Here is a 12470-nt window from a genome sequence, read left to right on the forward strand (position 1 = left end):
AAATCAATCGCTGCCTCCATTTTTCGGACTAAATGATTTTCAGGCACCAACTGGTCTAAAGCGACCATTTCTACTTGATCACGTTGAATGGAATTATGTTTCGAAAGCATCTTCATCACTCCAAGTAAGTATTGTTTCTACCTTTATTCTAAAACAAAAAAGACTGTAGGAAAACTCGATTTTCATCGAGTTTGTCTACAGTCTGAGCTGAGGTAGATACCTCAGCTTTTACGATTACAAGGGAAAAGTAAAATACATAAAATAAAACTATCAATTGGATAGTTCAAATTATGAAATTACGCGCTTGTTTTTAAAGTAGGGTAGGTATCTTCATAGGCGGAAATAAGGCCAAAACAAAATAAGGGCAGATCCCCCGTTATTAAAACTTCCTTATTTCCTTTAATTTTTTATCCTATTTAGAAACTACCGCACTCACAAAACGCACCTCTTATAATATGAATGATATGCTCATTGAAATCGAGTTTATAGAATTGATTATAATCTGTGGAGCTGGAAATGTAAAGGCTGACATGTATTTAGTTCACCCTGAAACGCAAGAAGGTCTCATGAAGACAAAGACCACCAAAAAGGAGTAACTCGTGTCCACAAGAAGGTCTCATGAGGACAAAGAGCGTGCAAAAAGAGCCCCCCATGTCCGCAAGAAGGTCTTATGAGCTTGTTTTGCAATTCTTTAAAGTGGAGTATTAACAATGGAATTTGTCTTTAGAGCCAACGGGGAGCGTTTTGGTCAAACTTCCCTTGGGCTAAGAGGCAAACTTTCACATCATTTCCGGATTACTAAATAATAGGCTTTTTTATTATCTGCTTTTTCAATAGTTATATTGTTATAAAAATATCATGAAAATTTAATATCTTTGAAATCGCTATTAAGGGTACAATGTGAATAGAGCGTTTTATTTAAAGACTTGTTAAATGCGGTGTTGATTTTTGGCTCATTTTCTTTCTGAATTTCATGAAGTGATAGGGAAGACTTGTTTTTTCATATCGTAACCCTTCATGGAAACAGAAAATCTTAAAGGCTTGTGGTTTCAAACGAAATGAGCCAAGAATCGTTTAATCAACAATATTGTTTAACAAAGCTTAGCTAAAAGAAAGTTACATGGAAGTGTTAAAGTTAATATAATGGAAGCGATTAGTAAATCGTATTGGTTTCGAATTTAATGAGTCTTTTATCATATGAAATATGATAATATAGGTCATAGGTAATGATCGTAGAAAAATGAATTCTTCTAATTCTGGATAAAATAAGATTTGTGTCTGATGATTTTGCACAAATTTCTTTGTGCTGATTTAAATTACTACATGGGGAATGGAAGTATGAATAAAAAACTAAAACATTTAAAAAAATTTAATCAGTTTAGTAAAATAACGTTAATGATTTTAACCATTGTTTTATGTGTAAATCTGCTTTCAAATTCTACTGCTTTTGCAAATGAATCACTGGATGAGCCAACAATTGCAAGCGAAGCGGCAATTTTAATAGAAGAGGGCAGCGGTAGAGTCTTATATGCCAAAAATCCGGATGCACTTATGTATCCTGCTAGTTTAACAAAGGTGGCAACTGCCATATATGCGATAGAAAACGGGGACTTAGAGGCCATTGCTACAACTAGTGAAAAGGCTAGACAAGTTGATGGTACTAGAGTGTACTTAGAGGTAGGAGAAAGAGTCTCATTAAAAAAGCTTATTCAAGGTTTGCTGATCAATTCTGGCAATGATGCTGGTGTAGCGATTGCGGAGCATTTGCATGGGTCTGAGGAGAAATTTGCCCGCGAATTAAATGCCTACTTAAAAGAGATTGGTTTAACGGATACGAATTTTATCAATTCCCATGGCTTATTTGATCCTGAACATACGACTACAGCTAGGGACTTGGCATTACTTACCCAGTATGCTATGAAAAATGAAGTGTTTCGCGAAGTTTTTGGAACGAGAGAATTAAAGTGGGATGGTGAAGGCTGGGATACGACGATCTACACGCATCACCGCTTGTTGTTAGGGCGACCATATGAAGGAGTTACTGGCGGAAAAAATGGTTATGTGAATCAATCAGGACAAACGTTAATAACGACGGCAAAAAGAGGGGATATGTCTGTAATTGCTGTCGTATTAAAGGGAGCCACGCAAACCGAAATTTATAATGATACAGTAGAATTACTTGATTATGCTTTTGCCAACTATCACTTTGCTTCTATCCCTAAAGGGGAAGAATTTACTTTAGGTGAGCGAATCTTTGTCACAAGAGAAGAATATAAATTTCCACTTGTACAAAATGAAGAGTTTAAAGAAGAAATGACAACGGAAGGTCTTTTAAGAATTAAGAATCAATATGGAGATGAAATTGCAGTATATCCGATTCATGAAATAGAAATACCTGAAATACAAACAACAACAGTGGATGAATCAGAGCTAGTTGAAAAAAAGGACGATTCCAAGAAATTAAATGCTTTTATGGTTATTTCGATTATGATGATTTTAGCTGGTATTGCAGTCCTAAAAAATCGAAATCGCAAACGTCACCACTTGAAGAAGCTTTGAGCTTAAATATCGAGAAAGGATTGGTATTAAGGGACCAATCCTTTCATGTTTTAAAGGGATGTGAATAAGAGCCATAGCATCCACTTGCCTTATTTAAACTAAAGCTTTTATTAGTTTGAAATCAAACGTCTCTTTTTTTAATGGAGAGCTTATGGAACATGCGCTTTCTATACTAGTGAAGATTGAATAATGCTCCCATTCGCAGTCAGCAGCTTTTTCTAAATGATTTTTTAAAGGTTAAATAGATGAGATAGATTAATAAGATAATAACCCCGATCAAAATTTGCCATTCTATCCCGAGGGTTAAAAAATAGACAATGGAGTATGCTTCTATCATAATAGCGGGAATTTTGCCAGCTGTACTGGCGATAGAGAAAGGCAATACCTTCAATTTACTTATGGCTGCAGTAAGTGTGACAATGCCAGAAGGTACGAAGGGAAGCACTCTTAGGAAGATAACAATAAAGAAAGCTTGAGCTCCATCTGACTCCTTTAATTTGCTTAAATAGCGATTTTCTAGTTTGTTGAAGCGAGGAAATGCAGATAATTTTTGCAGTCCTTTTCTGTATAGAGTGAAGCTAATAATGGCACCAGCTGCTTCACCAATGATTAATATGATGATAGCGAGATTTAAGTTTAAAGCACTAACTGTTCCAAGCGTTACGAAAGTGCTAGGCAGTATCCCTGCTATCGCAATAATGATATTAAGAAGGATGCTTATTATACTTATTATAATTGGATATGGTGTAAACAGATCAAACATCATGTTTTCTCCCAAGCTAAGTGTCTAGTTCATGATCACTAAGAGTGCTGAGCAGTCATGCTCAAGCGAAAATGAATTTTTTCGTTTACTTTATGTAGAAGTGCAGTTCGGCATGCTAGTTTTCGTGACCTTCGTTGAGTTCTTATAATAAATGCCACTAAACTTTCGGGGAAAGGGTAGCCCAGGCTACTTCTCTTGCCTGGGCTCCTTAAAGGTTGTTCTTCTAAGTCACTTTTCTCAGTGACCATAAAAAATACAATGTGGGAATAATCAAGAGCGTGGAAGAAGCCATTCCAACTTGCACAGATGTATAAAGGGCAACGATTCCCACTAAGGGCCCTCCAGCTACTTGCCCTAGTGCATCAAGTTGACCAAACATTGATAGTGCCGTAGCTCTTCCTTGAGACGGTAATCGTTTATTAATCATCACGCTCATTAATGGTGAGTTAACATTCCGTAGCGACGCAATTGCCCAGTATAATAATACAGCTATAAAAAAGTTGTTCGTAAAGGCGAAAAGGAGGATGGCCATCGTTAATACACTGTTAAAGAGAAATAACACAAGCGCGTAGCTTCCTTTTACGTAGAACTCGACTATTTTTAACATAGCTAAATTTAATAAAAATGCAATGGCATAAAAAGCGCCAAACCAGTAAATAGAGTCTTCCTCTGTGAGATGAAAACCTGCAATAAAATGGGCTCCCCATAAACGGTCGAAACCTTCGCTTGCAAGTCCCCATAATAGTGTGATGAAAGCAATACCGACTAGAACCTTATTTCCCTTAATATGTGATACGCCACCTTTTAGCGCAAGCGTCATCTGGCCTAGGCCCGTAAAACCATTGTCGGCAGCAGAAATAAATTTAGTTTCTGGAACCAGCATTGAGAGCAGAGACAATAGAAGTAATAAGCCTCCAGCAGTCAAAATAGTTGCTTGAACTGAAAATAAAGCGGCAAGCAGAACGCTGGCAATGATGCCACTAAACCTTCCAATCGAACTGTATTGTGCCCCTTTTAGGAAAACCCGCTCCAATTCCTTGCTTTCCAATTCGTCAGAAATCCATGCCTCTTCTGCTCCGCTAATAAACGTCCAAACTAGTCCCCATAAAATAGCCCCAATAGCAATTGCCCAAAATTCTGGAAAACTCCCTTCAAGTAGATGGGCAGCTCCTAAAATGAACGTCCCGACGACTAAGGATTTTTTTCTTCCGAAAAAGTCAGCCACTAGTCCCGTGGGCATTTCAAATAGTAAAATGGATAATTCCATAATAGTTCCGACTAGCACTAGCTGAAGTGGATTTAACTCAGCCTGAGTTACATAGTAAATAGCATTCAATGTAAATACCATTTGGATCATAAATGCACGTGAACTAGTAACTAAATAATAGATATTTTTGATATTCAATGTTTTCCTCCGATTTATGAGATATGGATACTCAAATCGGAGAATAAGTTTTCAAAAATAGATTTTAAGCTAACATACTCTCCGATTTGCTTGTGAAAGTAAGTGTTATGCTTTTCATATTCATCGCTCCTTTATAAAGTTATATTAAGTATAATGAATGTTATTTGAATTGTCATTGCAAAAAGGGAGTATCGTATAAGTAGAAGAAGGTTGCTCTTTTTAGAAAGCCTGAAACAAAATGTTCAAAAACACTTTGGATTATTATGGTAATATGGAGGGGTGCTATTTAAAAAGGAGGGAAGCTGTAATGGAAATTCCAATTGGAAATGGAGCTCTTATGCTACCACCGTTACATATTACGATTGTCGGACTTATTATCTTATTTTTCTTAATACGGTGGAGTAAGCAATTAGAGACTGGACGTTATAAAGTTTTCTTATATTTTCTAATTGGTACTTATGCTGCGCCTATTTATTCTCAAAGTACGGAAAAAGGTCAATTTCAACTATGGATTCCGCTAGGATTTATCATTCTTTTTTTGTATTTGTATCGCAGTAAAAGCAATCATCCTTCAAAAATGAAAGCAAGTCTACTAGGACTTTCTATCGCAATCTATCAGATTATTCAATTTTATAGTAGTTGAATATTATGGAAAAACAGGAATTTAAGAATTTTGAGATGAACATATTTGGTACCCATGAAGTACACTTACCAACAATAATTTCAAAACTCTCCCAATGATAAAAGGTTGGTTGATACGTTTGTGAGTATCTTTACTTCATAAGGAACATAAACCTTAGAAAAGCCTAGAATGCTTTTAATTTGTTACACTAGTACTAGGATTATAAGTTTTGTTTAGCGAAAATTCGAATGGAGATTAGCATTGAAGCACCTCCTATTAAAAACGCGATTACAAAAGGTATCCAAGCTTTCATTGCCTGAGATACTGGTAGTTCGAAATGAACCTGAATGCCTGTAGATAGAACCAATTCTATAATTGCTGGTAGGGTAAAAGGCGTCAAAAAAATGAGTATAAAAAAGATATATTTTGTTTTTTCATATCCAAATCTTGTTTGAATAGGGATTAATATGCCAAAAAAAACAGCAATAATTAGAAGTGAAATCCCGATATTGTAAATACTTAACTTCGACATTCCGGAAGTTGTACCAATGGCAACTGCAAGATTATATAAAAGAAAGCTAGCAATAAAAATAACCAATATAAATAAGTACTTTGCTTGAATTACACTGTTTCTTGTATGTGGTGTAGTACAGAGCAACGCTGAACCTTTATATTTGTCTTCATGCATGGAAACCATATTAAATAAAATATATTCAATAAACAAAACCGTAATAAGAAAACTAGCAAAGCTACCGCTAGCAAATCCTAATCTATTATATATAAATAGTGGACCTAAAACAGCAAAAATAAGCATAAATAATAGGTATCTTTTAGCGAGAATTAAATCTTTTTTGACAAGATGAAGTAACAAGATTATCTCTCCTTTACATATGCTAACATAACTTGTTCAATAGAAGGCTTTTCAACGATGATATCGTTCATTTGTTCATAAAGAATGTCGGCCTTATCTGTAATACCTTCAAAGCCATAATCAGTTTGATGTAAACTTAAAAATAGTTTTTTTGTATGTTCATTAATCGCATGGTTAGCTCCTTTAACTAAAGCATGCTTCTCTAATAGTTCATCCTTATTTTTATTAAAAATAATTTTACCCTTGTTAATTAATAGAAGCATATCAGCAACTTTATCTAAATCAGAGGTAATGTGTGTTGAAAAAAATACACTTTTACCTTCATCTTTGACAAAATCTAATAGTATTTCCATCAATTCATCCCGAATAAGTGGATCAAGACCGCTTGTTGGTTCGTCCATGATAAGTAAGTCTGCATGGTGGGAGAGGGCGATTGCAATTGAAAATTTCATCCGCATTCCTTTAGATAATGTAGAAATTTTTTGATTCGCATTTAGATCGAACTGCCGGAGATAGTTTGAAAATTTGGATTCATCCCAGTTGGAATATGCTGGGGCAATGATACTTTTCATCTCTCTTAAAGTCATTTCTTCATAAAAATAACCTTCATCTAAGACTACACCGAGTCGATTTTTGATCGCATATTCATTTCTTTCGATGTCTCTTCCAAAAAATGAAATAGCTCCTTCGTCTTTTGGATAAAGTCCAAGTAGTGTTTTAATAGTGGTCGTCTTTCCAGAACCATTCACGCCAATAAATCCGGTAATACACCCTTCGTTAAGTGAAAAATTTAATCTGTCTAAGCTGAAATTATGTAATTTCTTTTTTAAGTTTTTCACTTCGATAACCGCTTTCACTATTCATCATCCTCTTCGAAAATGATATCCATCATCATATAGAGTTCTTCTTTGCTTATTCCAAGATTTTTCACCATGATCCATATTTCTATAAGCTTTTGCTCTATCAAATATCTTTTAGATTCTGATAATATTTCCATGTTTTCAGAGGCAACAAAGGAGCCCTTGCCCACGATCGAAATAATAAATCCTTCTTTTTCTAGTTCCTCATATACTCTTTTCGTTGTTAGAACACTGACATGTAAATCACTTGCTAAGGAACGAATAGAGGGGAGTTTTTCGCCTCCTTTTACTTCTTGTCGTAATATTGCTTCTTTAATTTGTTCCTTAATTTGTTGATATAACGGTTGTTCAGAACGATTTTTAATAGTTATTTTCATAGAAATACCTCTAAAAGTGTATATGTATTTGATACACACTATTTACATAATATACACTCGAATCATACTGTAAAATATTTCAAACAACAAGATTCTTCACGAAATTGTCAAAAAACATTATAGTAAACATAGATAATCATCAGGCTCAGATGCAACTTCTCGAAATTTAAAGTCCTGGAATCAAAAGGTATACACGTTATCAAAAACTACTGATAAGGAAAAATCGTATTCAATCGAACCAGGCTATACCGTGACAAAAATCAGCTCTTAACTTTTAAAGGATTCTTCCATAAAAAATATGGATTTTTTACGTTTGAAAATTTCTGAATTTTGGACTTCTTCTGATTATTTTTTTGAATAATGGTAAAGGTTACTGTGTGTTATTCAATAATATAATTGTTAGTATTTGTCTTTCAGGATTTGTCGTTGAAAACATTCACTGCATCGCAATTGAAACCCTCCAAGGGCATAGAGGCAGAAAACTAGCGCAAGTGATTGCCCATTATTTTGTAAAAGATTGCTTAGAGAATGGTAATATTCCTTATTGGGATTGCATGGAAGAGAACTGGCCGTCTGTAGCGATTGCGGAGAATTTGGGATTTGAGAATGTGTTTAATTATAAGGGATACTATTTCAAACTAAGAGATTAGGAAACCATTATTTTTTAAAAAAGGAGAAAGTTGAAATTGAAAAATGTTCTTAAAATCCTAACGGTTGTGTTTATTTTTCTTGTCCTGTTTAGTGTATATGCTATACATGAGGTGAAAACTGTATTTAATGAATTCGTTCACAATTTAGTTAACGAAAGAACATTAAATCCCATAAATATGGAACTATTTACTGAGAATATAGAAGGTCTGGAGATTAAGTTTGAAAAAGAAGACAGGACATCGGTGGAAATGATAAAAGCGATATATCCAAAAGCAAAAGCGGAGTTAAATAAATTATATGGCAGTCATTCTGATGCACTGACTGTTATCGTGTATGCTAATGAAGAGGCTTTTCATGCTGCCTCTTCCTCTGAAAAATCAGGTGGATATTACCTTCCATTAAATGAATCTATCCACCTTAAGAGTGAAATTATGGTATCAGGCTCTCAATTCGAGAATTTATTTCATCATGAGTATGCCCATTACAGAACGGATCGATTTTTAGAGGAGCATGGGATCTCTGGTGAAAGCATACCTACTTGGTTTAACGAAGGAATAGCCGAATTAATGAGATACAGGAATACTGAGGTTGATATCAACCAGATAGAAAAAGTGGATTTTGAAGAATTAATGACGAACACATCCTTTTATAAGGAAAGAGATGGGAATGCTGATCCATATCTCCAAAGCTACTTTGCTGTAAAAGAGCTCGTCGATCAATTTGGAATGGCGGCTATCCCTGAGATTTTAATAGCTTTAAAGGATATGGATTTAGAACAAGCTCTTAGTAAAATAGTAGGGATGAATAGTGAACAATTATTGAGTAGCTATTTAGAAAGGAGAGAAAGTATTAACAAATTAATCGCTCAAGCCGAGGAGTACCAAGTTAAGGGAGATTATAGGTTGACTCAGAATATTTATGAAGAGGTGCTTCGATTAGAGCCAAATAACTTTTTTGTAAGTAGATCTATGCCTCATGTATTGGTTAAGCAATCGCAGTTTTTCGAGGCAAAAGCGATGTTAAAGAAGAGAGAAGATTTAGAAGGATATGAGCTTGAATTGTTGGCTGAACTTTCGCTACTGAGTGATTTGAATGAGTCTCTAAAATATGCGGAAATGTTTGAAGAGAAGATCGGAACGAATATCGATGATCATCAGTTTACATCCCCTTTTGGAAATGCCATTCGGCAAAATATTGCTGAGCCGGTGAATGTTTATCTAAGATTAATAAACGGAAACCTAATAACTTACCAAGAAATTGCTGATCAATTAAAGATAAACATAAAGGAAATGTATCCAGATGATCCGCGTGTTCAAAGCTTGTAAATAAGAATGGGCAAAGCGTTTGGGAAATTTGGGATTAGAAACAAAACTGGCAAATCTTATGTTAGTGGGAACCCGTTGGCAGTAGGTGAATATATACTGTGGTTCATGTTTGGCTCATAAATCATAAAGGTGAACTCCTTTTAATGAATGGACATTCTATCCCAACTGGATCGATCTTAGAAGGTGAAAATAGTCTCGAGGGCGCATTAAGAGAAGGAAAGAAGGAATTGAAATCGGGATCACATTGATATCTTCCACTGGGGGGATCGCTATTGCGATTTTGATGATGTGTGGGTTTTTCGAAAGAATTTCGAAAAGATTGAAACGATCCTTCGAGCAGAGAAGGTTGTTGATATGAAGTGGGCAACAAGAGCTGAATTAGATAGGATGTTTCAAGCAGACTGCATTGTACCAATTTTAAGCTATATTTAAAAAAGGAGAGAAGAATTTTGCTATCTAGGAGAGTGATGATGTTCAACAACATAAACTATTTGAAAAAAGGGAATGAAAAACAAAAGAGAGCTTATGAGGCAATTGAAGTTTTAGGAGTTATGGAACAACTCTCTGAGTATGATCCTACTCTTTGTGGGACGTTGCCGATTGAAATTGATATTGCAGATTCGGATTTAGATATCATTATGGAAGTTCATGATTTACAACAATTCGAGAAGGCGATAACGGAACTTTACCATGATAAAGAAAATTTTCAAATAAAAAGACGTATCATGAGAGGCATTCCGGTTGTGAAGGCTAATTTCCTTTTTTCCGGGTTCGAATTTGAATTATTTGGCCAACCGCAGCCAGTAGAAAAACAGAATGCCTACCTCCATATGCTAATAGAACATGCGCTTATAATGGAGTCCCCCCACGTAAAAGCAGATGTGATTACTCTTAAACAACAAGGCTTTAAGACAGAGGCTGCGTTTTGTAAAGTTCTTGGATTAGACTTTGAAGATCCTTATGAGAGTCTTTTAACGTACGGCAAAAAAAGAGGGTTCATTTAAAGGGATCTGTCCATACTTTACAGTCGTTATGCGAAAAACATTCGTAGACCAATAATAATCAATAGAATAGAGAGCATTTGCATAATCATTTTACTAGGAATTCGCTCGGATAACCGTATTCCAATCTGGGAACCGATCATCACCCCAATTCCTCCCCAAAGAACGGTCATCCACTCGATGTTGTTATAAACGAATTGTGCAGCAACACCAATTATGGAATAAAGAGCAAGCGCAAAAATGGAAGTAGCTGTTGCGTAATGTGTTGGAACTTTAAAAAAGTAGATTAAAACTGGCACAAGAAGCCAGCCTCCTCCGATCCCGAGGTAGCTAGACAATACTCCCATGATAAAACCAAGTGGCAGCAATCCCTTTAGTGGAAGGGGCCGTGCTTCTATCTCCAATGCACTATCGGCAGTGTCTGCCTCCATCTTAATACTAGTATCTCTTTGTTTCTGAAGAATTTTAAAAGGGGAATTTTTTGCAAACAAAAAAATCCCTAGCGCCACTAGAATGGTGGCGAAAATAATATAAAAGTAACTGGATGAATATAGCTGCAGCAACCAAACTCCAAGTATGGAGCCAGGAAATGCCCCGATGCCGATGAACATTCCCGTTCGATAGTTAATTTTATTTTGCTTGGCGTAGCCAACCACTGCGGATAGAGAGTTTATAAAAACAATGACAATGCCTGACGCAGATGCACTTACAGGATCGATATGCAATAAAAGAAGCAGTGCCGGTACAAATATAAATCCTCCGCCTGCGCCAACAATTGTTCCGTAGCCGCCAGCAATCATGCCTACTGCGAGAATTAGCAGTCCAGTTGCTATTTCCATGTTTTGTTCTCCTTTACCTCGGTTATCTTTAAATTATCAGATAGGAGAAGTGCTGCATATTGACAATATTTTATAGCCCATAAATAAATGTAATACCTGTTGAATCGAAGGACATACTTAGTGAAAAATGAAGTAATTGGCAAGGCTTCGACGATAGATAGAGTAGAGAAAAAAAGACAAAGCTTTCGTTTTAAATTAGTGGTACATTTTATTCATAGAAAACAAATAGTTTAGGGTAAAAAGCAAAGGTGGAATTTATACCATGAACCTTGATAGTTTAAAAATGTTCTGCGCTGTAGTTGAGGAAGGAAGTATCAGTAAAGCGGCGCGACTCAGCTTTGTTACACAGCCAGCGGTGACAAGACAAATACATCAATTGGAAGAACTCTATGGAACATTATTATTTGAACGAACAGATGGAAAGCTTGTACTCACTGAAGCGGGAAAAGCACTGTATCCTTTTGCAAAGGAAATGGTCGAATATATTAAAAGGTCACATGAAGCGATAAATGAGATCGTTGGAAATCAAGAAACCTCTCTACATGTAGGAGCCAGTCAAACGATTGGAGAATATTTATTACCTGGCATACTAGGAAGCTTTAGAAAACAACACCCAGCAATCAAATTAAATTTAACGATTGCCAACACACCGACGGTTTTAGAGAAATTAGACAATAATGAAATAGATATTGCTCTTGTAGAGGGAACAGTGAAGAATGGCCGTTTTAACATCGAGAAGTTTGCGGAAGATGAACTAATTTTAATCGTTCCTATTAATCATCACTGGAAAAATCGAAACATGATTGAAATTCATGAACTGCTCAACGAGAGAATGATTTTGAGAGAAGAAAATTCAGGCACGCGATTAATTGTTGAAGAGGCGCTAAGGGAAATGGGAATTCTAGAGGAAATTGAAATTTCACTGGAGCTTGGCAGTATGCAATCTATTAAAAGCGCTGTAGAAGCAGAACTTGGTATCACGATTCTTCCAAAGCTAACCGTTTTAAAAGAGTTGAAATATGGTACACTTCGTGAAGTGAAAATCGCTGATTACCAAATTACAAGGGAATTGTGGTTAGTGCAGAAAGAACATCGTTTTCAAAAAACAGGATTAAGGTATTTTATTGAATATATCCGAAAGAAGTAAGATTGGCCAACCGATTAAAATGACGATAGCAAAAAGAGGAACAGCTATTT

The 12470-nt window shown here is 35.7% G+C and carries 11 protein-coding genes and 1 pseudogene; 6 read left to right on the top strand and 6 right to left on the bottom strand.

The features are described 5' to 3' along the window. Nucleotides 1-1338: 1338 nt before the first annotated feature. Nucleotides 1339-2559, top strand: a complete 1221-nt coding sequence (locus PZE06_RS11665; protein WP_225315186.1) for a D-alanyl-D-alanine carboxypeptidase family protein — start codon at nt 1339-1341, stop codon at nt 2557-2559. 205 nt (nt 2560-2764) lie between these two features. On the opposite strand, the gene PZE06_RS11670 is transcribed toward PZE06_RS11665, so the two are convergent. Beyond that, nucleotides 2765-3325 carry a VTT domain-containing protein gene (locus PZE06_RS11670; RefSeq protein WP_275791688.1) on the bottom strand — a complete coding sequence of 187 codons (561 nt, stop codon included), beginning with the start codon at nt 3323-3325 and terminating at the stop codon, nt 2765-2767. 220 nt (nt 3326-3545) lie between these two features. Further along, nucleotides 3546-4727: an MFS transporter gene (locus PZE06_RS11675; protein WP_150915803.1), complete on the bottom strand. Its 1182-nt coding sequence runs from the start codon at nt 4725-4727 to the stop codon at nt 3546-3548. A 307-nt stretch (nt 4728-5034) separates the two neighbouring features. On the opposite strand from PZE06_RS11675, the gene PZE06_RS11680 reads away from it, so the two are divergent. Next, entirely contained in the window at nt 5035-5370 is a 336-nt protein-coding gene (locus PZE06_RS11680) for a hypothetical protein (RefSeq protein ID WP_150915804.1), read from the top strand. A gap of 199 nt (nt 5371-5569) precedes the next feature. On the opposite strand, the gene PZE06_RS11685 is transcribed toward PZE06_RS11680, so the two are convergent. The 3 genes from PZE06_RS11685 to PZE06_RS11695 are packed head-to-tail and all read right to left on the bottom strand — an operon-like array spanning nt 5570 to nt 7457. Continuing rightward, nucleotides 5570-6220, bottom strand: a complete 651-nt coding sequence (locus PZE06_RS11685; RefSeq protein WP_150915805.1) for an ABC-2 transporter permease — start codon at nt 6218-6220, stop codon at nt 5570-5572. Between the two features lie 2 nt (nt 6221-6222). After that, the gene (locus PZE06_RS11690) at nt 6223-7077 is read right to left on the bottom strand and encodes an ABC transporter ATP-binding protein (RefSeq protein WP_150915806.1); all 855 of its coding nucleotides are present in this window, start codon (nt 7075-7077) and stop codon (nt 6223-6225) included. Then, nucleotides 7077-7457, bottom strand: coding sequence for a GntR family transcriptional regulator (locus PZE06_RS11695; protein ID WP_150915807.1), 381 nt, complete (start codon nt 7455-7457; stop codon nt 7077-7079). Before PZE06_RS11695 ends, PZE06_RS11690 begins: the two co-directional genes overlap by 1 nt. 160 nt (nt 7458-7617) lie before the next feature. On the opposite strand from PZE06_RS11695, the pseudogene PZE06_RS11700 reads away from it, so the two are divergent. From PZE06_RS11700 to PZE06_RS11710, 3 genes and pseudogenes are all read left to right on the top strand, one after another. Continuing rightward, nucleotides 7618-8107, top strand: a pseudogene (locus PZE06_RS11700) (GNAT family N-acetyltransferase); the annotation flags it as partial. A gap of 36 nt (nt 8108-8143) precedes the next feature. Beyond that, a complete protein-coding gene (locus PZE06_RS11705; protein WP_150915808.1) occupies nt 8144-9433 on the top strand; it encodes a collagenase in 1290 nt (429 codons plus the stop codon). A 470-nt stretch (nt 9434-9903) separates the two neighbouring features. Further along, entirely contained in the window at nt 9904-10437 is a 534-nt protein-coding gene (locus PZE06_RS11710) for a DUF4269 domain-containing protein (RefSeq protein WP_150915809.1), read from the top strand. A 26-nt stretch (nt 10438-10463) separates the two neighbouring features. Here PZE06_RS11710 and PZE06_RS11715 read toward each other — a convergent pair whose 3' ends face one another. Then, nucleotides 10464-11273 carry a sulfite exporter TauE/SafE family protein gene (locus PZE06_RS11715; protein WP_150915810.1) on the bottom strand — a complete coding sequence of 270 codons (810 nt, stop codon included), beginning with the start codon at nt 11271-11273 and terminating at the stop codon, nt 10464-10466. 262 nt (nt 11274-11535) lie between these two features. Here PZE06_RS11715 and PZE06_RS11720 point away from each other — a divergent pair, with 262 nt between their 5' ends. Next, a complete protein-coding gene (locus tag PZE06_RS11720; RefSeq protein WP_095310786.1) occupies nt 11536-12420 on the top strand; it encodes a LysR family transcriptional regulator in 885 nt (294 codons plus the stop codon). The last annotated feature ends 50 nt before the right edge of the window (nt 12421-12470 follow it).

This window comes from Robertmurraya sp. DFI.2.37 (assembly GCF_029211245.1).
GTDB classification, from domain to species: Bacteria; Bacillota; Bacilli; order Bacillales; family Cytobacillaceae; genus Robertmurraya; species Robertmurraya methanolica_A.

Excerpts from the sequence above, each read along its gene's own strand:
- PZE06_RS11670 (WP_275791688.1), bottom strand. The coding sequence starts at position 3,325 with ATGATGTTTGATCTGTTTACACCATATCCAATTATAATAAGTATAATA.
- PZE06_RS11680 (WP_150915804.1), top strand. The coding sequence starts at position 5,035 with ATGGAAATTCCAATTGGAAATGGAGCTCTTATGCTACCACCGTTACAT.
- PZE06_RS11695 (WP_150915807.1), bottom strand. The coding sequence starts at position 7,457 with ATGAAAATAACTATTAAAAATCGTTCTGAACAACCGTTATATCAACAA.
- PZE06_RS11710 (WP_150915809.1), top strand. The coding sequence starts at position 9,904 with ATGTTCAACAACATAAACTATTTGAAAAAAGGGAATGAAAAACAAAAG.
- PZE06_RS11720 (WP_095310786.1), top strand. The coding sequence starts at position 11,536 with ATGAACCTTGATAGTTTAAAAATGTTCTGCGCTGTAGTTGAGGAAGGA.
- PZE06_RS11715 (WP_150915810.1), bottom strand. The coding sequence starts at position 11,273 with ATGGAAATAGCAACTGGACTGCTAATTCTCGCAGTAGGCATGATTGCT.
- PZE06_RS11665 (WP_225315186.1), top strand. The coding sequence starts at position 1,339 with ATGAATAAAAAACTAAAACATTTAAAAAAATTTAATCAGTTTAGTAAA.